This window comes from Nonomuraea sp. SYSU D8015 (assembly GCF_008065375.1).
GTDB lineage: Bacteria > Actinomycetota > Actinomycetes > Streptosporangiales > Streptosporangiaceae > Nonomuraea.
The window spans coordinates 20,763-41,722 of the sequence record NZ_MU084032.1 but is presented as its reverse complement, the minus strand read 5'-3'; the positions used below and the strand labels follow the sequence as shown (position 1 = coordinate 41,722).

16 protein-coding genes and 1 pseudogene are annotated in these 20,960 nt (G+C 71.9%); 5 read left to right on the top strand and 12 right to left on the bottom strand.

Annotated features, from left to right (window positions below):
* Positions 1-138: 138 nt before the first annotated feature.
* From ID574_RS00145 to ID574_RS00125, 5 genes are all read right to left on the bottom strand, one after another.
* Positions 139-930 carry an IclR family transcriptional regulator gene (locus ID574_RS00145; RefSeq protein ID WP_188186682.1) on the bottom strand — a complete coding sequence of 264 codons (792 nt, stop codon included), beginning with the start codon at positions 928-930 and terminating at the stop codon, positions 139-141.
* Positions 931-1,039: 109 nt separating this feature from the next.
* Positions 1,040-1,783: an XdhC family protein gene (locus ID574_RS00140; protein WP_223166226.1), complete on the bottom strand. Its 744-nt coding sequence runs from the start codon at positions 1,781-1,783 to the stop codon at positions 1,040-1,042.
* A gap of 228 nt (positions 1,784-2,011) precedes the next feature.
* A complete protein-coding gene (locus tag ID574_RS00135; RefSeq protein WP_188186681.1) occupies positions 2,012-4,360 on the bottom strand; it encodes an aerobic carbon-monoxide dehydrogenase large subunit in 2,349 nt (782 codons plus the stop codon).
* Positions 4,357-4,836 carry a (2Fe-2S)-binding protein gene (locus tag ID574_RS00130; RefSeq protein WP_188186680.1) on the bottom strand — a complete coding sequence of 160 codons (480 nt, stop codon included), beginning with the start codon at positions 4,834-4,836 and terminating at the stop codon, positions 4,357-4,359. The genes ID574_RS00135 and ID574_RS00130 overlap by 4 nt, the downstream gene beginning before the upstream one ends.
* A gap of 36 nt (positions 4,837-4,872) precedes the next feature.
* The gene (locus ID574_RS00125; protein WP_188186679.1) at positions 4,873-5,754 is read right to left on the bottom strand and encodes an FAD binding domain-containing protein; all 882 of its coding nucleotides are present in this window, start codon (positions 5,752-5,754) and stop codon (positions 4,873-4,875) included.
* 85 nt (positions 5,755-5,839) lie between these two features.
* Between ID574_RS00125 and ID574_RS00120 the strand changes: the two genes are divergently transcribed.
* Positions 5,840-6,748, top strand: coding sequence for a LysR family transcriptional regulator (locus tag ID574_RS00120; RefSeq protein WP_188186678.1), 909 nt, complete (start codon positions 5,840-5,842; stop codon positions 6,746-6,748).
* Between the two features lie 216 nt (positions 6,749-6,964).
* On the opposite strand, the gene eda is transcribed toward ID574_RS00120, so the two are convergent.
* The 4 genes from eda to zwf all read right to left on the bottom strand — a co-directional run bounded on the left by eda (position 6,965) and on the right by zwf (position 12,101).
* Positions 6,965-7,576, bottom strand: coding sequence for a bifunctional 4-hydroxy-2-oxoglutarate aldolase/2-dehydro-3-deoxy-phosphogluconate aldolase (eda, locus tag ID574_RS00115; protein ID WP_188186677.1), 612 nt, complete (start codon positions 7,574-7,576; stop codon positions 6,965-6,967).
* Positions 7,577-7,644: 68 nt separating this feature from the next.
* Positions 7,645-8,610: a glucokinase gene (glk, locus tag ID574_RS00110; protein ID WP_188186676.1), complete on the bottom strand. Its 966-nt coding sequence runs from the start codon at positions 8,608-8,610 to the stop codon at positions 7,645-7,647.
* Positions 8,611-8,751: 141 nt separating this feature from the next.
* Positions 8,752-10,704, bottom strand: coding sequence for a phosphogluconate dehydratase (edd, locus tag ID574_RS00105; protein WP_223166225.1), 1,953 nt, complete (start codon positions 10,702-10,704; stop codon positions 8,752-8,754).
* On the bottom strand, positions 10,701-12,101 hold the full coding sequence (zwf, locus tag ID574_RS00100; RefSeq protein WP_442939194.1) for a glucose-6-phosphate dehydrogenase: 1,401 nt from the start codon (positions 12,099-12,101) through the stop codon (positions 10,701-10,703). Before zwf ends, edd begins: the two co-directional genes overlap by 4 nt.
* Before the next feature lie 218 nt (positions 12,102-12,319).
* Between zwf and ID574_RS00095 the strand changes: the two genes are divergently transcribed.
* Positions 12,320-13,516 carry an ROK family transcriptional regulator gene (locus tag ID574_RS00095; RefSeq protein WP_188186674.1) on the top strand — a complete coding sequence of 399 codons (1,197 nt, stop codon included), beginning with the start codon at positions 12,320-12,322 and terminating at the stop codon, positions 13,514-13,516.
* Between the two features lie 82 nt (positions 13,517-13,598).
* Here the strand turns inward: ID574_RS00095 and ID574_RS00090 are convergent, their stop codons facing one another.
* Positions 13,599-13,871 carry a MarR family winged helix-turn-helix transcriptional regulator gene (locus ID574_RS00090; RefSeq protein ID WP_188186673.1) on the bottom strand — a complete coding sequence of 91 codons (273 nt, stop codon included), beginning with the start codon at positions 13,869-13,871 and terminating at the stop codon, positions 13,599-13,601.
* A gap of 23 nt (positions 13,872-13,894) precedes the next feature.
* Between ID574_RS00090 and ID574_RS00085 the strand changes: the two genes are divergently transcribed.
* From ID574_RS00085 to ID574_RS00075, 3 genes are all read left to right on the top strand, one after another.
* Entirely contained in the window at positions 13,895-14,257 is a 363-nt protein-coding gene (locus tag ID574_RS00085) for a GTP cyclohydrolase II (RefSeq protein WP_188186672.1), read from the top strand.
* A 168-nt stretch (positions 14,258-14,425) separates the two neighbouring features.
* Positions 14,426-15,469, top strand: a complete 1,044-nt coding sequence (locus ID574_RS00080) for an ATP-binding cassette domain-containing protein (protein WP_188186671.1) — start codon at positions 14,426-14,428, stop codon at positions 15,467-15,469.
* Positions 15,466-16,302: an ABC transporter permease gene (locus ID574_RS00075; protein ID WP_188186670.1), complete on the top strand. Its 837-nt coding sequence runs from the start codon at positions 15,466-15,468 to the stop codon at positions 16,300-16,302. Before ID574_RS00080 ends, ID574_RS00075 begins: the two co-directional genes overlap by 4 nt.
* 1,662 nt (positions 16,303-17,964) lie before the next feature.
* Here ID574_RS00075 and ID574_RS59285 read toward each other — a convergent pair.
* A pseudogene (locus tag ID574_RS59285) lies at positions 17,965-19,482 on the bottom strand (ATP-binding protein); the annotation flags it as partial.
* Between the two features lie 31 nt (positions 19,483-19,513).
* A complete protein-coding gene (locus ID574_RS00065) occupies positions 19,514-20,908 on the bottom strand; it encodes a PepSY-associated TM helix domain-containing protein (protein ID WP_188186669.1) in 1,395 nt (464 codons plus the stop codon).
* Between the last annotated feature and the right edge of the window lie 52 nt (positions 20,909-20,960).

The window sequence follows — 20,960 nt, the reverse complement described above, 5'->3', positions numbered from 1 at the left end:
GCCTCCTGGGTGGCCACAGCGGCAAGCAAGTCCATAGCCACGATGTGATCGCCGCCGCCGCGGGCGCTGCAAGAGAGGTTTCGGTCAATGGAACGTTTCCGGTCTCAGAATCGCGCGGCGTTCCAGTGACCGGAACGTCTACACGCCGAGGATGGCCGCGGAGATGGCCTGGGCGGCGCCGCGTACGGAGATGCCCAGCCTGCCCAGCGGCGCCGCGTAGGCGGGCGCGGCCACGCCCAGTGACATGCAGATCCGGCCGCCCGGGCCGAACACCGGGGCCGCCACGCAGGCCACGCCCTCGGTGAACTCCTCCTGCGCGTACGCCACGCCGTGCCGGCGCACCTGGGCCAGCTCGCGTTCGAGCCCGGCCAGGCTGGTGATCGTCCGGCGGGTCATCCGCTCGAACGAGCCGCGGGCCAGCAGCTCCTCGCGCAGGTGCGGATCGAAGGCCAGCAGCGCCTTGCCGGTCGCCGTGCAGTGGAGTGGCGCCCGGTCCAGGCGGTCGGAGCGCGAGTCGACCCGGTTGTGGCCGTACAGCCGCTCGACGTAGCGGGCCTCCAGGCCGGACGGCACCGCCAGGTTCACCGTCTGCCTGGTGGTCTCGTACAGGTAGAGCAGGTAGGGGAGCACCACCCGGCGGGTGCCGGGCACCCGGGCGCGGGTGATGCCCGCCATCGACTCCAGCAGCTCGCCCGGCACGTAGCCGTTGCCCACCCGGCGGGCCAGCTCGCGGGAGCACAGCACGCCCAGGATTCGGTGCGCGGTCGACTTGGGCAGACCCGTGCTGCGGCACAGCTGCGCCAGACTGACCGGTCTGGAGGCCGCACTGAGCGCGAGGAGGATGTCGATCCCCCTCTCCAGGCTCCCCGGCTGCGACACGGGGCGGTCGTCGGTGAGGGTTGGCGCTTGGCCGGCCGTTCGCGTGAGCATCGATGTCCCTTCGCTCTCCGAGAGCAAGAGGGGGGCCTCCCGGGGCTGCGGCTTTACTTTTCCCTTGACAATGCTTGGCGTACCCGGCCGCGGCGCCTTCGAATACCTCTCATCCGCGCAGGCTGGCGAGCTCCGCGTACACTGACACGGCAACCTCACCAGGCGTTCTGGCCCCTATGTCCAGACCCGCCGGAACGTGCACACGTTCACCTCCCTCCACGCGCGCCAGCACCGCCGCGCCGCGCTTGCGGCTGGCGATCAGCCCGATGTACGGCACGCCCTTGGCCAGCGCCTCCCGCAGCACCGGCTCTTCGCTCACCCCGTGGGAGGCGACCAGCACGGCCGCCGTGTCGCCGGCGATCGGCGCCAAGGGGTCCGTGCCCGCCTCCACCTGGTACCCCATCGCCTTGCCCACGGCGGCGAAGGCACGGGCGATGGGGCTGTCGCCGTGCACGTGGACGAGCACGGGCGGCAGCACGGCCTCCAGGAAGATCTCGAGCGTGCCGCCGGACAGGCACGGCTGGCCCACCGCGACCAGGCCCTCCTCCTCGTGCGGCTCATCCGCCGCCGGCGTGATCCGCAGCAGCGTGGCACGCCCGGTGCGCAGCAGTCGCATGCTCTGGGCCCGCACGGTGTCGGTCGCGCACACGCCGCCGACGAACCCCTCGATCGTGCCGTCGGACAGCACCAGCGCCCGGTCGCCCGCCTTCGCGCTGGTCGGCCGCTGCGCCCGCACGACTGTGGCCAGCACGTACGGCTTCCGCCCCGACCGCAGCTCGGCCACCCGCGCCTGGAGGTCGGCGGCGGCCGGCGCCCGCCGCCTGGGCGCCGGCATGCCGATGAACTCACTCACGGAACCCTCTCCTGCCTCATTTCCGGGATTGGGGCCATCCGGCCGGTTCCGCTTTCCGACGTCGCCAGGACCGCCCGCGTCCGAGCCGCAACCCGGCGCCGTGCGGAGGAGACCAGGCAGGCGGCGATGAGAAGCGGTCCGCCGGATCGACGCGGTCGGGAAGGGCGTCGCAGGCCCGCCGGCCAGGAAAGAGCAGCCGGGCCGGCGGGGCGGGAAAGGCGGGCGGGGTCATGGGATGGCCAGGTCCGTGCGGAACGGGTCGCCGTTGATCACGCGCCACACGTTCGCCGGGGTCAGCGGCATGTCCGCGTGCCGCACCCCGTACGGCCTCAGCGCGTCCACCACGGCGTTGACCACGGCGGCCGGGGAGCCGACGGTGGCCGACTCGCCCACGCCCTTCGCCCCGATCGGGTGCGTCGGCGACGGCGTCACGGTCTCGCCCAGCTCCCACGCCGGGCACTCGATCGCGGTCGGCAGCAGGTAGTCCATGAACGACGCCCCCAGGTGGTTGCCGTCCTCGTCGAACGCCATCACCTGCATGAGCGCCATCCCCACCCCGTCGGCCAGCCCGCCGTGGATCTGGCCCTCGACGATCATGGGGTTGATCCGCACCCCGCAGTCGTCCACCGCCACGAACCTGCGCACCTTGACCTGCCCGGTCCCGGGATCGACGTCCACGACGCAGATGTACGCCCCGAACGGGTACGTCAGGTTCGGCGGGTTGTAGACCGTCACCGCGTCCAGGTGCCCCTCGACGCCCTCGGGCAGCTCCAGGTTCGAGTGCGCGGCCAGCGCGATCTCCGCCATGGACTTGCCGGTGGACGGGTCGCCCACGACCGACCACTTGCCGTCGGCCCACTCCAGGTCGTCCGGCGAGGCCTCCAGCATGGCCGCCGCCACGATCTTGGCCCGGTCGCGCACCTTCCTGGCCACGATCGCGGTGGCGGCGCCGGAGACGGGGGTGGAGCGGGAGCCGTACGTGCCCAGGCCGAACGGCGTCTGGTCGGTGTCGCCGTGCACGACCTCCACGTCGTCGGCCGGGATGCCCAGCTCCTGCCCGACGATCTGGGCGAACGTCGTCTCGTGCCCCTGGCCCTGCGTCTGGCACGACACCCGCAGCACCGCCTTGCCCGTCGGGTGCACGCGCAGCTCGGCGCCGTCGGCCATGCCGAGGCCCAGGATGTCCATGTGCTTGCGCGGGCCGGCGCCCACGGCCTCGGTGAAGAAGCTGATGCCGATGCCCATCAGCTCGCCCCTGGCCCGCTTGTCCGCCTGCTCGGCGCGGAGCTTGTCGTAGCCGGCCATGTCCATGGCCAGGCGCAGCGCCTTCGGGTAGTCGCCGGAGTCGTACTCCCAGCCGGTGGGGGAGAGGTACGGGAACTGCTCGGGCTTGAGCAGATTGCGCATCCGCACCTCGGCGGGGTCGATGTTCAGCTCCGCCGCCAGCACGTCGACCATGCGCTCGACCAGGTAGACGGCCTCGGTGACGCGGAAGGAGCAGGCGTAGGCCACGCCGCCGGGGGCCTTGTTGGTGTAGACGCCGGTGACCTCGCAGTGGGCGGCCTCGAGGTCGTACGAGCCGGAGAAGACGTGGAAGAAGCCGGCCGGGAACTTGGTCGGCTGCGCGGTGCCGTTGAAGGCGCCGTGGTCGGCCAGCACCTTCACCCGGATGGCCTGGATCTTGCCGTCGCGGGTGGCGGCGATCTCGCCGCGCATGTGGTAGTCGCGGGCGAAGGCGGTGCTCATCAGGTTCTCGGAGCGGTCCTCCATCCACTTGACCGGGCGGCCGGTGACGATGGAGCCGACGATCGCACAGACATAGCCCGGATAAATCCCGACTTTTCCGCCGAAGCCCCCGCCGATGTCCGGCGAGATCACCCGAATCTTGTGCTCCGGCAGCCCGGCCACCATCGCGTACAGCGTCCGGTGCGCGTGCGGCGCCTGCGTCGGGCACCAGACGGTGAGCTTGCCGGTGACCTTGTCGAAGTCCGCGACCGCGCCGCAGGTCTCCAGCGGCGCCGGGTGCACGCGGGGGTAGAGCATGTCCTGCGCGACCGTCACCTCGGCCTGTTCGAAGATCGCGTCGGTACGCGCCCGATCCCCCGCCTCCCAGTCGAAGATGTGGTTGCCGGCACGGCCCTCCAGATCGTCCCTGATCACCGGCGCGCCCGGGTCCATGGCCTTCCTGGCGTCGATGACCGCGTCGAGGGGGTCGTACTCGACGTCGATCAGCTCCAGCGCGTCCCGGGCCGAGTAGGGGTCCTCGGCCACCGCGAAGGCGACCTCCTGGCCCTGGAAGCGCACCTTGTCCGTGGCCAGCACCGCCTGCGTGTCCTGCGACAGCGTGGGCATCCAGGCCAGGCCGAGCCCGGCCAGGGTCTGGCCGGTGATGACGGCCTTGACCTTCGGGTGCGCCTCGGCGGCGCTCGTGTCGATGGAGACGATCCTGGCGTGGGCGTGCGGGCTGCGCAGGATGGCGCCGTACAGCATGCCGGGCAGCCGCACGTCGTCGGTGTAGTTGCCGCGCCCCCGGATGAAGCGGGCGTCCTCCTTGCGATGCATGCGTCCGTAGCTCATTGCCTGGCCTCCTGAGAATGAGACGCATCCGCAGCCCACCTGATGGATCGGACGATGTTCTCGTAGCCGGTGCACCGGCACAGTTGCCCCGAGATGGCCTCGCGGATCTGGCCCTCGTCGGGGTCGGGGTTGCGGTCGAGCAGCCAGCGCGCGGTCAGCAGCATGCCCGGCGTGCAGAACCCGCACTGCAGCCCGTGGCACTCCACGAAGCCCTTCTGCACCGCGTCCAGCTCGCCGTCCCGCTCCAGGCCCTCCACCGTGGTCACCTCGCGGCCGTCGGCCATGACCGCCAGCACCGTGCACGACTTGACCGGCACGCCGTCCAGCTGGACCGTGCAGACGCCGCAGTTGGAGGTGTCGCAGCCCCAATGAGTGCCGGTCAGGCCCAGCTCGTCGCGCAGGAAGTGCACGAGCAGCAGCCGGGGCTCGACCTCCCGGGTGTACGGCTGCCCGTTCACGGTCACCGTGATCCTCATGTCAGACTTTCCCTTCCATCGCGGACCCGGCGATATTCAGACCGTCGCGGACCCGGGGACATTTCGATTCGCCCTGGCCAGCGCGCGCCGGGTGAGCTCGGCGGCCAGATGGCGTTTGTAGTCGGCGGGCCCGCGCTGGTCGGAGTGCGGTTCGCAGTGCTCGGCCGCGATCCTGCCCGCCTCCGCGAACACCTCCTCGCCGGGCGCCCTGCCGATCAGGTGCTGCTCGGCCTCGGGGGCGCAGAAGTGCTCGGCGCCGACCGCGGTCAGCCCGATGCCCGCCTGGGCGATCACCCCGTCACTGACGGTGATCACCGCTCCGGCCGCGGCCACCGGCCAGTCGCCGACGCGGCGCTCGACCTTCTCGTACGCGCTGCCGGTCCCGGGGGTGATCGGCACGCGGAGCTGGATCAGCAACTCGTTGGGCTCGACGGCGGTCTCGTAAGGACCCTGGTGGAATTGCCTGACGGGGACGGTGCGGGTGCCACCGGGGCCCTGGATGACCGCGGTCGCCCGCAATGCCGCGAACACCGCCGACAAATCCTCCGAAGGGTCGCCTTGGCAGAGCGAACCTCCAACGGTCCCCCGATGTCGCACTATTGGGTCGGCGATAACGCGCTCCGCGTCCCGAAATATCGGGAAAAGGTCGGTTGCGGTCACGTCGTCGAGCAACTCCGCGTGCCGGACCAGCGCCCCGATGGCCAGCTCATCGCCCTCGACCGCGATCCGCCCCAGCTCAGAGGCCAGACCGTTGATGTCGATCAGGGCCTCGGGCTGGGCCAGCCGGAGCTTCATCATGGGGATGAGGCTGTGTCCACCTGCGACGATTCTGGCCTCGGGGCCGTACCGCTCCAGGAGTTGGAGCGCGTGCGGCACGCTGTCGGCTCTCTCGTATTCGAACTTCGCGGGAACCTGCATGAGTGCACATTGCTGTCACCGATTTGTCGCGACAATCCGCAAATAAGGGATTCCTTAATACGGTCCGAGGCTCTATGAAGAGGGGGTGACCCTCAGCCAGCTCGGCGCGTTCGTTTTCGTCGCCCGCCTCGGCTCCGTCAAGGCGGCGGCACGCGCTCTCGGCGTGAGCGAGCCCGCGGTCTCCCAGTCGCTCGCCCAGCTCCGCAAACACCTCGGTGACCCGCTGCTGACCCGGTCGGGAGACCGCATGGTGCTCACGGAGGGTGGCCGCCGCTTCCTCGGCATCGCCTCCCAGATGGTCGCGCTCGGCGCGGAGGCCGTCGCCGCCGTCCAGCCCGGCCGCCCCGCCCCGCTGCACGTGGTCATGGACGCCGGCCTCGCCGAGTACGTCGCCGGGCCGCTGATCTGCCTCTTCACGCAGCGCAAGCCGGTGGACGCCTCGACGGGCGTGGCCGCCACGGCCGAGGTGCCGCTGCTGCTGTCCAGCCGCCTGGCCGACGTGGCCCTCGGCGCCCAGGTGAGCGGCGAGGGAATGGTGACCCGGCCCGTGCTCCGCTGCCGCCTCGTCGTGGTGGGCGCGCCGCGCGGCCGCCGGGACCACTGGCTCGTCGGCCCTTCGGGCACCGACCCGGCCAGCGACACCAGCCGCCTCCTGCGGGCCCTCCGGGTGCCGGAGTCCCAGGTGCGCGTCTTCGCCAACCAGACGGCCGCCTGGAAGGCGGCCGCCGAGGGCGCGGGCGTCGCACCCGCCACCGCCCACCTGGTGACCTCAGAACTGCGCCGCGGAGACCTCGTCATCGTCGAGACGCCCGCCACCCCGCTGCCCGCGTACTGGTACGCCACGACCCTGGACCCGGCCGGCCGCTCGGCCGCCGCCGGCACGTTCCTGGACTTCCTGACGACCCCGGCCGCCACCCAGGTGATGCGCACCCCGGAGGACGGCATCCCCCGCAACCGCTTCCGTCCGCCGATCCATGTTTCCATCTGGAGCTGACGACAATTGGGACAGACCCCTCCATGGGCGAGGCCGGCCTTGGACGGGTTCGAAGGCCGGTGGCGGCCCGCCCGCATGCACGGTGCGGGGCTGCGGCACGTCTTGTGTCAAGTCTTCAGTACGCCCGAGGAAACGGCTGTCCTTGATCGGGAGAGCCGCGGTGTTGACGATGCGCGCCACCGTCCGAGTGGCCTCGACGATCGGCCAGCGCGCCGGCTACCTGAGGCTTGCGGCGTCGGCCGCCAGCTTCTCAACGCGCGCCCAGTCGCCCGAGACGAGGGCGTCGGCGGGGGTTAGCCAGGTGCCGCCGACGCAGCCCACGTTCGGCAGCGCCAGGTAGTCGGGCGCGGTGTTCACGCGGATGCCGCCTGTCGGGCAGAAGCGCACGTCGGGCAGCGGCCCAGCCAGTGCCTTCAGGTACGGGACGCCGCCCGCCGCCTCCGCCGGGAAGAACTTCAGCTCCTTGATCCCCCGCTCGACCAGCGCCATGACCTCGGACACGGTCGCGGCGCCCGGCAGGTACGGCACCCCGCTCGAGTCCATCGCCTCGACCAGCGACAGCGTCGTCCCCGGCGAGACTAGGAACTTCGCCCCCGCCGACACGGACGCCGCGATGTCATCCGTGGTGCGGATCGTCCCCGCGCCCACCGTCGCCTCGGGCACCTCGTCGGCGATCCTGGCGATGGCCTCGCGTGCGGCCGGCGTGCGCAGCGTCACCTCGATGACCGGCAGCCCTCCGGCGACCAGCGCCCGGGCCAGCGGTACGGCGGTCTCCGCGTCCTCGATCACCACGACGGGGATCACTGGGGCGAGATCGAGCAAGCTCATCGGTTTCTTTCTCCTCATCGGCCCCGTCCGGGGCCGTCTAGTGCCGGACACCGCATCCGGTGCCGTTCTCAGCCCACCAGCTCCCTGCGGGCACGCTGGCTCAGCCAGGCGGCCGCGCCCGTCAGCGCCGGCTGGGGCGCGACGATCAGGGCGGTCCCGATGGCCGCCAGGTATGCGGCCATGTCGGGATTGGCGGCGAACCGCGTGCGGAAGCTACTGGTGCGCACGCGTTCCACGATACGTGGCAGGACTCCGCCGCCCAGGTACACCCCACCCCGCGCGCCGAGGGTGAGGGCCACGTTCGCGGCGAAGGTGCCCAGCATGCCGCAGAACACCTCGATGGTCTCCGCGCACAGCGAGTCGTCGAGCCTCGCCACGATGTCGGAGGCGGTCAGTTCGGGCGCGCTGACGCCGTTGACCTGGGCCAGCGCCCGGTGCAGCCGGACCAGCCCGGGCCCGGACAGCACGTGCTCGGCCACCACATGCGGCAGCCCCTGGGACTGCAGCACCTTGACGATCTCCAGCTCCCGCCGGTCCACGACCGGCACCGTGACGTGCCCGCCCTCGCCCGGGATCGGCGTCCAGCCGTGCTCGGACGGCACCAGCCCGCCCACGCCGAGCCCCGTCCCCGGGCCCAGCACGGCCTTGACCCCGTGGCCGGGCTCCGGCCCGCCCAGGGACACCAGGTCGTCACCGTCCAGGTGCGGCAGCGACACGGCCAGCGCCTCGAAGTCGTTGAGCAGCACCGCGTACGGCACGTCGAGATCGCGTACCGACCCGGCCCACGTCGAGTTCGTGAGCCGGTAGTGGTCGCCGTCGATCGGCCCGGCCACGGCCAGGCAGGCCGCCCCCGGCCGCGCTCCGCCCGCGTGTTCGGCGAGATAGGCGGCCACGGCCTCGGGGAGGCTGCCGTAGTCGGCCCCGGGCAGGACCGCGACGTTCGCCGGCCGCTCCCCGAGCGAGGTGACCAGCCCGAAGCGGGCGTTGGTCCCCCCGATGTCGGCCACGAGCCACGGAAGATCAAAGGCACTCACCGCGCACACCTCCGGAAGTCAGGGCGACCCCAAGATCGCTCGCCATGCACGGAAGAATGCCACGGGCGGTCACCGCGCCCGGGACGGGGGTGCGAACGGGCGCGGCGGCGTTCGGCAACGCGCGGGCGAGAGCCGCGAGGATCACCGCGCGAGCCCGGCGGGGCGGGCCCCGACCGGGGTGCCGGTCTCCAGGTGGGAGGCGCCGGCCTCGGCGGGGAAGCCCAGCCCGGGCCCGTGGTGGGGCGACTCGGCGCCGCTCACGCCGAAGATCCCGGCGCCCTGCTCGGCGTGCCCCGCCATCCGGCGGAACGCCGCGAACAGCTCGCGCCCCGTGCCGACCCACTCGGCGTCGCTCAGCGGCCGGCCCTCGGGCGCGCGCCGGGCCAGCTCCTCGGCCGGCACCAGCAGCTCCAGCGTCCCCGCCGCCGAGTCGAGCCTGATCACGTCGCCCTCGCGCACCAGCGCGATCGGCCCGCCGTCGGCCGCCTCGGGCGACAGGTGGATGGCCGCCGGCACCTTGCCGGAGGCGCCGGACATGCGGCCGTCGGTGACGATGGCCACCCGCTGTCCCCGGTCGAGCAGCACGGCCAGCGGCGGCGTGAGCTTGTGCAGCTCCGGCATGCCGTTGGCGCTCGGCCCCTGGTAGCGGATGACGGCCACGAAGTCCTGCCCGTCCAGCTCGCCCGCCTCGAACGCCTTCAGCAGGTCCAGCTGGTCGTCGAAGACCTTGGCCGGCGCCTCGATCACCAGGTGCTCGGGCTTGACGGCCGACACCTTGCTGACCGCGCGGCCGAGGTTGCCCTCGACCATGTGGATGCCGCCGTCGGAGGAGAAGGGGTCCGACACGGGGCGCAGCACGTCCAGGTCGGTGCTGCCGCCGGTGACCGGCGCCCAGACCAGCTCCCCGTCCACCAGCGAGGGCGCCTCGCGGTAGCGGTCGAGGCCCGGCCCGGCCACGGTCATCACGTCGGCGTGCAGCAGCCCTTCGTCGAGCAGGTCGCCGATGAGGACCTGCATGCCGCCGGCGTCGCGGAAGTGGTTCACGTCCGCCTGGCCGTTGGGGTAGATCTTGGTGAGCGACGGGACGACGCGCGACAGGCAGGCGAAGTCATCCCAGGTCAGGACGATCCCGGCGGCCGCCGCCATGGCCACCAGGTGCAGCGTGTGGTTCGTGGAGCCGCCGGTGGCCAGCAGTGCGACGCAGGCGTTGACGAGGGACTTCTCGTCGACCAGCTCGCCGATCGGCGTGTACTCCGCACCGTGCGCCGTGATCTCCACCGCCCGCCGCCCGGCCGCCTCGGTGAGCGCGTGCCGCAGCTCGGTGTGCGGGTTGACGAACGTCGAGCCCGGCAGGTGCAGGCCCATGACCTCCATGAGCGCCTGGTTGGAGTTCGCGGTGCCGTAGAAGGTGCAGGTGCCGGGGGAGTGGTACGACTTCGCCTCGGCGTCGAGCAGCTCGTCCCGGCCCACCTTGCCCTCGGCGAACAGCTGCCGGGTGCGGGCCTTGACCTTGTTCGGCAGCCCGGAGGTCATCGGCCCGGCCGGCACGAAGATCGCCGGCAGGTGCCCGAAGTGCAGCGCCCCGATGAAGAGCCCCGGCACGATCTTGTCGCAGACGCCCAGCAGCAGCGACGCGTCGAACATGTCGTGCGACAGCGCGATCGCGGTCGCCATGGCGATCACGTCGCGGCTGTAGAGGGACAGCTCCATGCCGGGTCGCCCCTGGGTGATGCCGTCGCACATCGCGGGCACGCCGCCCGCCACCTGCGCCACCCCGCCGGCCCGCCGCACGGCCGCCTTCAGCTCCGGCGGGTAGGTCTCGTACGGCGCGTGGGCGGAGAGCATGTCGTTGTAGCTCGTCACGATCGCCACGCCCGGCTTGGCTGCGTTGCCGACGCCCCGCAGGATCAGCTTGTCCTCGGCGTTCGCGGCGGCGAAGCCGTGGGCGAGGTTCGCGCACCCGAGGTGGGCGCGGGCCGGGCCCTTGGCCTTGGCGGCCTCGCCGTCGCGCCGGACGCGCGCCAGGTACGCGGCGCGGCTCGTGGCGCTCCGCTCGGCGATCCGGTCGGTGACGTCCTGGATGACGGGGTTCACATTTCCTCCTCGTGCCACGCGCGACCGCTGCGGCCGAGCAGTTCGTGGGCTCCGGCGGGGCCGGTGGTTCCGGCGGGGTAGGGCTCGGGCAGGGCGGGGTCGGCCTTCCAGGCGTCCAGGATCGGGTCGATCCAGCGCCAGGCCGCCTCGACCTCGTCGCGGCGCATGAACAGCGTCGGGTTCCCGGCCAGCACGTCGGTCAGCAGCCGCTCGTACGCCTCCGGCACCCGCGTCGTGAACGTCTCGCCGAAGCTCAGCGACATCGGCACCGGCTTCAGCGTCACCTCGCCCGCGCCCGGCTCCTTGGCCATGATGTGCAGCTCGATGCCCTCCTCCGGCTGCAGCCGCAGCACCAGGCGGTTCGGCGTGCCGCCGGGGAAGATGGAGTGCGGCACGTCCTTGAACTGCACCACGATCTCCGAGCGCCGGTACGGCATCCGCTTGCCGGTCCGCAGGTAGAACGGCACCCCGGCCCACCGCCAGTTCTTGACCTCGGCCCGGATCGCGGTGAACGTCTCCACCCGCCGCGAGGCCTCGGTCGGCGGCGTGGAGCCGGGCTCGTCGAGGTAGCCGGGCATGTCGCCGGCGCCGACGTACTGGCCGCGCACGGTGAAACGGTCGACCTCGGTGCCCGCGATCGGCCGCAGCGCCTGCAGCACCTTGACCTTCTCGTCGCGGATGGCCTCGCGGTCGTTGCGGGCCGGCGGCTCCATCGCGGTGAGCGTGAGGAGCTGGAGCAGGTGGTTCTGCACCATGTCGCGCAGCGCGCCCGCGTGGTCGTAGTAGCCGCGCCGGCCCGGCGTGCCGACGGTCTCGGCGGCGGTGATCTGGACGTGGTCGATCCAGAGCGAGTTCCAGATCGGCTCCAGGAACGCGTTGGCGAAGCGCAGGACCAGCAGGTTCTGGACGGTCTCCTTGCCCAGGTAGTGGTCGATGCGGAAGATCTGGCGCTCCTCGAAGATGGCGCCGACCTCGTCGTTGATCGCCTGCGCGCTCGGCAGGTCGTGGCCGAGGGGCTTCTCCAGCACGACGCGCGAGCGCGGCGTCACCAGTCCGGCCTCGGCCAGCTCCCGGCAGAAGGGGCCGAACGTGCGCGGCGGGCTAGCCAGGTAGAACACCCGGTCACGTGCCTCGAAACCGCCCAGTATCGCCGACAGGGCATCCCAGCCGGACCGGTCGGCGCCCCCGACGTCGACCGACACGTGGTGCAGACGGCCCAGGAAGCGCTGCCACACGGCGGGGTCGTCCACCGGGACGCGGTCGCGTACCTCGGAGTCCACCTTGCCGCGGAAGTCGGCGTCGGTCAGCCCGCCCCTGGACATGGCGATGATCCGGGTCTCCGGGGAGAGCCGGCCCTCCCTGTCGCTGTGGTACAGCGCCGGGAGCAGCTTGCGCATGGACAGGTCGCCGGTCCCGCCGAAGACCACGAGGTCGGCGGTGTGGGCGGAGGTGGTTGCCGGATGGGTGGACACGGTGAAGGGCTCCGAGTGATCTGCCAAGGAAGGACAGAACGGACACTAACGAGAGTTTGGGTGGTACACAAGCGGAGTTTTGCCATTCGAGATGAAAAAGTACTGACTTTTCATTACCTAACCCCATGTGATTCACTTAGCCGATGCCACGACGTACCGCCGCGACCCTCGCCACGAGCGGCGAGGTGCTCCGCCTGATCCGCACCGGTGAGGCCGTGACGCGGGCCGACCTGGGCCGGGTGACCGGCCTGTCGCGCCCCGCCGTCCAGCTGCGCGTCGCCGAGCTGCTGGAACGCGGCCTGGTCGTGGAGCGCACCGACGCCCCCTCGACGGGCGGGCGGCCGCCGGTCCGGCTCGAGTTCAACGCCGGGGGCGGCGTGGTGCTGGTGGCCGCGCTCGGCGCCAGCCGCACCCGGGTCGCGATCTGCGACCTGTCCGGGGCCGAGCTGGACGGCCGCGAGTTCGCGATGGACGTCGAGCAGGGGCCCGACGTCGTGCTGCCGCTGCTCATGGACACCTGGGACGAGCTGCTCGGCGACCGGCCGCGATCGATGATCAGAGGCGTCGGGATGGGCGTGCCGGCCACCGTCGAGTTCGCGCAGGGCCGCACCGAGAGCGCCCGCGTGATGGCGTCGTGGACCGGCGTGGTGATCCCGCCGATCATCCGCGAGCGCTTCCCCGTCCCCGTGCTCGTGGACAACGACGTGAACGTGCTGGCCATCGGCGAGCACCGCGGCGCCTACCCCGACCTGGACGACCTGATGTTCGTGAAGGTCTCCACGCGCATCGGCGCGGGCGTGATCGCCGGCGGCGGGATCCTGCGCGGCGCGCTGGGCGCGGCCGGCGAGATCGGGCACATCCCTGTGATCGACGGCGGCGGCGTGCTGTGCCGCTGCGGCAACACCGACTGCGTCGACTCGCTGGCCAGCGGCACCGCGTTGCTGCGTGACCTGCGCGCGGCCGGCAAGGACGTCAAGACGATCGCCGACGTGACCGCGCTGGTGCGGGCCGGCGACGCCGAGACCATGGCCATGGTGCGCACCGCCGGACGCCGGATCGGCGAGGTGCTGGCCGGGGCGGTCAACATCCTCAACCCGTCGGTGGTGGTGCTGGGCGGCGACGTGGCGGAGGCGTTCGGACCGCTGGTGTCGAGCATCCGCGAGGTCGTCTACCGCCGCTCCACGGCCCTGGCCACCCGCCGGCTGCGCATCGAGCAGAGCCGGCTGGGCGCGGGCGCGGGCATCAGCGGGTGCGCGGTGATGGTGCTCGACCACGTGCTGTCGCCGGAGGCGGTCGACGAGACCATGACGGTCTCGACCCTGCGCCGGGTCTCCAGCTAGAGACGGCGGCGCTGCCGGGCGTTCCTACTTCACTGCTGTCTGCCTACGCCCTCACTGCCGGTGATCGCCGCGGCCGGGGCGGTCAGCGGCCGGGGTCGGGTGCGGTGACGAGGCCGGTGAGCCGGGCGAAGTCCTCCTGGCCGATCTTGCCGATGACCTCGCGGTTCAGGGCGTCGGCGAGGATGCCGGCGGCTTGCCGGGCGGCCTCCAGGCCTTCCGGGGTGAGGGTGGCGCGGACGACGCGGCGGTCGACCTGGCAGGGGCTGCGCACGATGAGTCCGGCGTGGGTGAGCCGGTCGGTGACCTTGGTGATGCCGGCGGTCGAGAACTCCAGATGACGGGCGAGCTCGGTCATCGTGCGGAGTGGTAGGGCGGGCTGTGCAGGAGGAGCAGCAAGATCTGCACGGAGGAGGCGGGCAGGCCGGTGCGCCGGGTGACCTCCTCGGCCAGCCGGATGGTCAGCCGTCGAGCGCATCGCCGGCACCGGAGGAGTCCTGCTCTACCTACCGCCGCCGCCCAGATGCTCGCCGCGCCCTCGGCATCGACACCCTCGACCTGCTGACCAACAACCCCGACAAGGCCCGCCAGCTGCGCACCCTCGGCCTCACCGTCCGGGCCACCCGCCCCACCGGCGTGCACGTCACCCCCGGCAACCTCCGCTACCTCCACGCCAAGGCCGGCCGCACCCACCACACCATCGCCCTGCCCCAGCTCGCCGACCTCGCCGACCTCGCCGGCTGAGCCCGGGCCCCGCCCGTGTCATGGACGGGCCGACCCTCACCCCCGGCCAGACCATCCGCCCCTCCCGGACAGCAACGGCATAAGGCCGGGTGGATGGTGAAACCAGCGCCGACTTCGTGAAACCAGGGCGAGGGCATCATGAAACCGCCGCCGCCGACTGTGAATGCCATGAGCATCACAGAACATGTCAGCACCGGAGATCGGCTCGCCCTCTCCGGGGGAAGCGACCTCGCCGTCCGTGCCGAGGCGTTGGTGAAGACGTTCGGTGACCAGCGTGCCGTCGACGGGATCGACCTGGCTGTGCGCCCTGGTGAGATTTTCGGCGTCCTCGGGCCGAACGGTGCCGGCAAGACCACCACGCTACGCATGCTGGCGACCCTGCTGAAGATCGACGCCGGCCGTGCCGAGATCTTCGGTGTCGACGTGGCCGGCAACCCGCACGTGATCCGGCAGCTGGTCGGCGTCACCGGACAGTACGCGTCGGTCGACGAGAACCTCACCGCGCGCGAGAACCTCTGGCTCTTCGCCCGGCTGCAAGGGATCGCCTCCGCGCGCGCCCGGCGGATCTCCGCCGAGCTGCTCGGCCGGTTCGGCCTGGAAGAGGCCGCGAACAAGCCGATCGCGCAGTTCTCCGGCGGCATGCGGCGACGCCTCGACCTGGCAGCCAGCTTGATCAGCAAACCACCGCTGATCTTTCTGGACGAGCCGACCACAGGTCTCGATCCGCGTACCCGCGGCCAGATGTGGGAGACCATCCGCGGCCTGGTCGCCGACGGCTGCACGGTGCTGCTGACCACGCAGTACCTCGACGAGGCCGACCAGCTCGCCGATCGGATCGCCGTCATCGACCACGGCCGCAAGGTGGCCGAAGGAACCCCTGACCAGCTGAAGACCGCGGTCGGCGACTCCACCCTTCAACTGCTGCTCGCCGACCCGGGCGAGGTGCCCGCCGCGGTGGAGGTCGTCCGGCGTGTCCTCGGCTGCGAACCGGTGCTCAGCCCGGAGCAGGGCCGGCTCAACGTCGCCCTCGACCAGGCCGACCTGGCAGCAGACGTGCTGATCGCGCTGCGGACCGCCGGGGTCGCGATCACCTCGGTGAGCGTGGCCAAGCCCAGCCTGGACGAGGTGTTCCTCGCCCTCACCGGCCAGGAGACCGGCGGTGACGACGAGACCGGCGGTGACGACGAGACCGAAGCTAAGGAGAACCGATGAGCACCACGATCGCACCTGCCCGCGAAACCGTGCGCGCGGCGGACCGCGTGGCGGCCGCCCGGCGGCATGTCTCCATGGGCGAGACGCTCAGCCAGACCCTGACGATGGCGTGGCGGGCTCTCAAGAAGATGCGCCGCAACCCGGAGCAGTTCTTCGACGTGGCGCTGCAGCCCCTCCTGTTCACCGCGATGTTCGCCTACATCTTCGGCGGCGCCATCGCCGGTGACGTGGAGAGCTACCTGCCGCTGATGATTCCGGGCATCCTCGCCCAGACCGTGCTGACCACGTGCATGGCCACGGGGACGCAACTACGCGAGGACATGGAGAAGGGGGTTTTCGACCGGTTCAAGTCGCTGCCGATCGCCCGGATCGCGCCGCTGGCCGGTCCGATGGTGGCCGACCTGCTGCGGTACGCGATCGCGGCGACCCTGACCTTCGGCATGGGCCTGCTGATGGGCTACCGGCCCGGCGGGGGAGCGGCCGGCGTGCTCGCCGCGATCCTGCTGGCGATCTTCACCGGCTGGTCGCTGGCGTGGGTCTTCACCTGGGTCGGCACGATCGCCCGGAGCGCCCAGGCCGTGCAGGGCATCTCCATGATGATCCTGTTCCCGCTGACGTTCCTGTCCAACGCGTTCGTCCCGGTCGAGACCCTGCCCAACTGGCTTGCCAGTTTTGTCCAGATCAACCCGGTCTCACACCTGGTCACGGCCGCTCGCGACCTGGCCAACAGCGGTCTCGTCAGCGGAGCGGCGGTCTGGACGCTCGTGGCCTGCCTGGTCGTCATCGCGATCTTCGCGCCGCTGTCGGTGCGCAGCTACAAGCGGCACATGTGACACCTTCTCGACGAGCCCGCGGGCCTCGTCGAGAAGGTCCGCGCCCCGCCGATCGCCGTACTCGGCGCGCACGGCGGCGATCATCCCGGGCGCGGCCCTTTCGGCGTACGGTTCGATCCGCTCGAAGGACATGCTGGGCATGTGGTTGTAGGAGAAACGCTCGGCCAGCACCAGCAACCTGACCGCGTCGCCGGGCTCCAGGGCACCGCGCAGCAGCCCCCAGACGCCGAGCGCGAAAAGCATCGATCCCCACACCGGGTAGTCGCGGAAAGGGCTTCCCTCGGACAGCATGTCCTTGGCGCACGAGTGGAACAACGCCTCACCGTACGGGAGGTCCGCCGGCCCGGCGTGGTAGGCGTACGCCGTCAGGGCGAGTGCCTCCGCGGTGACCACCCACGGCTCGAATCCTGTGTACGGCAACCCGGGCAGGCGCAGGTCACGCGCCCGCTCGACGGCCACGCGGTATTCCGCCAGGGCGTCTGCCGTCCGGCCGCGGGCGAGGGCGAGTTCGGCGGCGCACAGGGGCACGATCGCCAGCCCGCCGAGGACCGCATCGCCGTCGTTGATCCGAGAGATCTCCATGAGCTCGGCCTCCGCGGTGGCATGGTCGCCTTCGGCGAGCGCGGCGAACACCAGCACCGACCGCAGCTGAATCGCGTCGTCCGTGGCGCCGAGCCGGCTCAGAGCCGGAAGGGCGGTCCGTGCGTGGCCGACCGCCCGCCGGCGGTCGTCGAGCTGCATGATCAGGTGAGCCAGCACGGCATGCAGGATCGCCGCGAGCCACGGTCCGTCGTCCTCGCGTACCAGTGTCAGACCCCGCTCGGCCGCCGCGACCGCCCCTGCCAGGTCTCCCGCGTTCTCCAGGATGTGGGAGCTCATCTGCGCCGCCATCAGCGCCACTTCACGGTCGGCGCTCCTGGACAGTTCCGAGAGCCGGTGGTGGGAATCGCCGCCTCGCGATGGGTCGGATGCGAGCAACACCATGGCCATCGCCGCGATGCGGGGGTCCGTCGTGTCACGGACGGGCAGCTTGCTGAGCAGGGCGCGCAGTCCCTCATCGCGGCTGTCCGTGATGATCATGATGTTCATGAGAGCGACCAGCAGGGTCAGCCGGGTCACGTCCTCGAGCTCCGGCGGCGGATACCAGTCGGTGACCGCCTGCGTGATCGCGTCCCTGAGGACGATGATCCGGAGGTGGTCGCCGCGGATGGTCCACAGCGCACCGATCCCGGCCAGCAGCTGGACCACCGTGGCCGGGTCGGGCTCACCGAGCGCCTGGCGGAGCAGCTCGGCCAGGTTGCCCTCCTCGGCCCGCAGCGCGTCGGCGGCCGCGAACTGGGAAGGGCCGAACATCACCGCGCCGTTCTCCAGGGCGTAATCCGTTGCCCAAGCCCGTTGCGCCGCCCGTGCCGTCTCTTCCTCGCCGGCCTCCACCAGCCGCATCCGGCCGAACTCCCTGACGGTCTCCAGCATCCGGTAGCGAAGGCCGTACCGGGTCTCCCGGACGCTCATCAGGGACTGCTCGGTCAGCGCCTGCACGGCATGCAGAGCGTGGGCCCCCAGCACGTGCTCGGCGGCGGCCAGCGTGAAGCCGTCACCGAAGAGCGAGAGCCGGCGCAGGGCCCGCCGTTCCGGCTCGTTCAACAGGTTCCACGACCAGTCGATGACCGCGAGGAGCGTCTGGTGCCGGTCGGGAGCGCTGCGATTCCCGCCGCGCAGCAGGGCGAACCGGTCCGCCAAGCGCCGCGCGATCTCCTCCACGGACATCACTCGCACCTTGGCCGCGGCCAGCTCGATCGCGAGCGGCAGCCCGTCGAGCCGGGTGACGATCTCGGCGGCCGCCTCTTCATCGATCCGCACGTCCGGGCGTGTGGCCACGGCGCGCTGCCGGAACAGCTCCACAGCGTCGCCCGGCCTCAGCTCGCCGAGAAGGTAGACCCGCTCGGCGGGGATCGACAAGGGCGCGCGGGAGGTCGTGAGCACCCGCAGGTCACGGGTGGTCGCGGTCAGGAAGGAGACCAGGTCGGCGACGGCCTCGATCACGTGCTCACAGTTGTCCAGGATGAGCAGCGCCGGCGCCTGGTTGAGGTGCTGGGCGATCCGGGCGCGGACGTCGGCGCGTTGTTCGGGGGTGAGGACGCGCCGCCCGCTGACCGAGTCGCGAACCCCGAGCGCCGAGCCGACCTCGCCGACCACGCCCTCGGGCGAGGAGACGCCGACGAGCTCGACGAAGTGGGCGATGGGTTGCGCGGCGTTCCGGCCGGCGACGTGCGCCAGCCGCGTCTTGCCCAGTCCACCCGGACCGACGATGGAGAGCACCCGGTTGTCCTGTAACAAGGCCTGGATCGCGCGGACGTCGTCGTCGCGGCCGAGCAGTGAGGAGCCGTCGAACAGGATGCCCGCGCGCACCGGCCGATCTGCGGCCAGCAGTTCGGCGTGTACGCGGGCGAGCGCGGGCCCGGGATCTGTGCCGAGGCGCTCGGCCAGGCCGGCGCGGTATCGCTCGTAGCGTTCCAGCGCCGCGCCCGCGCCGCGCACCGCGGCCTCGCTGCGCAGCAGGCAGGCGAGCAGTTCTTCGTCGTACGGCCGTGCGGCGGCGGCCTCCTCCAGCAGGGGCAGCGCGCCCGTGTGGTCGCCGCTTCGGCTTCGCGCGAGTGCCATGACGTGGCGCGCCTCGGCCAGGTGCCCGGCGGCGACGGCCACCAGGTCGGCCATCGGGCCGGTGGACGTCGCCGGCCCGTTCGCTGCCAGGCCCATCGCCTCTTCGGCGAGACGCTGGGCGACGGCGGCTTCGCCCTCGCCCAGCGCTCCACGCGCCCGCCGCACCAGATCGCCGAGCAGGAGTGCGTCCACCTGCTCGTCCGCAAGCCCGAGCCGGTAGCCGCGTGCCGTCCGCACCACGGCGTCGGCGCAGGTCGCGGCCCGGGTCCGGGAGACCACCACCTGCAACGCCTTCGTGGGGTTGGCCGGCGGCTCGTCACGCCACAGCTCCTCGATCAACTGCCGGTCACCGGCGCCTGCTCGTCCGTGCAGCGCGAGGACCGCCAGCAGGGTCTGCGCCCGGTCGCCGATCACGCGCGCGCCTCGCCAGCGGACGCCGTCGAGCAGGGTCAGCACTGGAGCCACACACTCCAGCTTACGGGGCGCCTCCCGAAGCCCGATCTTCGGCAGGCGACGCATGCGGACAATCCGTCGAGCGGTGTCGTCGAGCTCACTCTTCGCCGGGACGGACCGCTGGGCGCCGCTGCCGGAGATACGCGAGCAGAGCGTCGATCAGCAGGAACGCGGCCAGCGAGATGCCCATCAGCGGCAGGAAGACCCCCACGGCGATGGCGAGCAGTCCGAGCGGCGCCAGCAGGGCCCAGTGCACCTGCCGCCACCGGCCAGGCGGGTACGGCTTGCCGAAGCCGCGGGTGGGCCGGCGGCGCCACCACATGCGGTAACCGAGCACGATCAAGGTGATCAGACCGACGGCCAGCGCGGCCAGCAGGACCTGGTTGGCCAGGCCGAACAGCAGGCCCATGTGCCCGTCGATGCCCCAGCGGGTCAGCTTGGCGGCAAGCGGGTAGTCGGCGAAGCGCAGCTCGGCGGTCACCTGTCCGGTGGCGGCGTCCACGGCGACCTGGTCCAACCGGGTGGGCGCGGTCTTGTCGATCTCCTTGACCAGGTAGGGCTCGCCGGGCTCGCCGGGCCACACGATCTCCAGCGGACCGGACAGGCCCTTGCCGGCGGCGGCCTGGGCGACGCGGTCCACGCCGACGTCGGCCGTGGCGGCATGGTGCCCTCCCGCGCCCGTGTGCGCGGCGTGGTCGCCGCCCGAAGTAGTGATCGACGGGGTCGTCCAGGCGAGCGCCGAGCGGAGCTCGTCGACGTTCTCACCGGCGTACTTCGACCAGGTCAGGCCGGTCGCGGACAGGAACAGCAGGCCCAGCACCGCCCACAGGCCGACCGAGCCGTGCCAGGACAGCGTGCGGCGGGGCCCGCGGGCGGCGCGGTCGGGCATGACGAGGTGGCGCCGGTTGCGGCGGCGACGGGTGATCCACAGAGCCAGGCCGCCGAGCGCCACGACCCACAGCCAGCTGGCGGCCAGCTCACTGTAGACGCGTCCCGGCTCGCCCAGGTGCAGATGGCGGTGGAGGTGGGAGATCCAGGCTCGGACGGGCAGCGCGCCGGAGCTGCCGTAGCTCTCCAGCGTGCCGCGTACCTGGCCGGTGTGGGGGTCGACGAAGACGGCCAGCTGCGTGCTTTCGGGCAGTCCCGGCTGGTCCATGAGCACGCGCGTGGTCTGGCCCGGCTCGGCGGCGGGCCGTACCGCCATGACCGTGCCCGCGGGCTGTGCCGCGCGGGCCGCCTCGATCTGCCGGCTCAGGGGGAGGGCGGTCCGGCCGGCGGGCGCGGTGAGCTCGTGCTGGTAGATGACCTGCTCGATCTGGAACGAGGCGGCGTACAGCAGGCCGGTGGTGGCGGCGACGAGCAGGAAGGGGGCGATGAGGACGCCTGCGTAGAAGTGCAGTCGCAACACCAGCGGGCGCAGCGCCGCCCAGGAGGCCGGGCGCTCAGGAGACGGTGGGCGGGTTTGCTCGGTGACGTCGACGGTAGAGGTCATGGGGCGTTTCTCCACTCACAAGGGGACTCGGGTCCCGCCGCAGGGCACGGCG

Coding starts and splice junctions, on each gene's coding strand:
- ID574_RS00145 (WP_188186682.1), bottom strand. CDS start 930: ATGCTCACGCGAACGGCCGGCCAAGCGCCAACCCTCACCGACGACCGC.
- ID574_RS00135 (WP_188186681.1), bottom strand. CDS start 4,360: ATGAGCTACGGACGCATGCATCGCAAGGAGGACGCCCGCTTCATCCGG.
- ID574_RS00130 (WP_188186680.1), bottom strand. CDS start 4,836: ATGAGGATCACGGTGACCGTGAACGGGCAGCCGTACACCCGGGAGGTC.
- ID574_RS00125 (WP_188186679.1), bottom strand. CDS start 5,754: ATGCAGGTTCCCGCGAAGTTCGAATACGAGAGAGCCGACAGCGTGCCG.
- eda (WP_188186677.1), bottom strand. CDS start 7,576: ATGAGCTTGCTCGATCTCGCCCCAGTGATCCCCGTCGTGGTGATCGAG.
- zwf (WP_442939194.1), bottom strand. CDS start 12,101: ATGCGCAAGCTGCTCCCGGCGCTGTACCACAGCGACAGGGAGGGCCGG.
- ID574_RS00095 (WP_188186674.1), top strand. CDS start 12,320: ATGCCACGACGTACCGCCGCGACCCTCGCCACGAGCGGCGAGGTGCTC.
- ID574_RS00090 (WP_188186673.1), bottom strand. CDS start 13,871: ATGACCGAGCTCGCCCGTCATCTGGAGTTCTCGACCGCCGGCATCACC.
- ID574_RS00080 (WP_188186671.1), top strand. CDS start 14,426: ATGAGCATCACAGAACATGTCAGCACCGGAGATCGGCTCGCCCTCTCC.
- ID574_RS00075 (WP_188186670.1), top strand. CDS start 15,466: ATGAGCACCACGATCGCACCTGCCCGCGAAACCGTGCGCGCGGCGGAC.
- ID574_RS00065 (WP_188186669.1), bottom strand. CDS start 20,908: ATGACCTCTACCGTCGACGTCACCGAGCAAACCCGCCCACCGTCTCCT.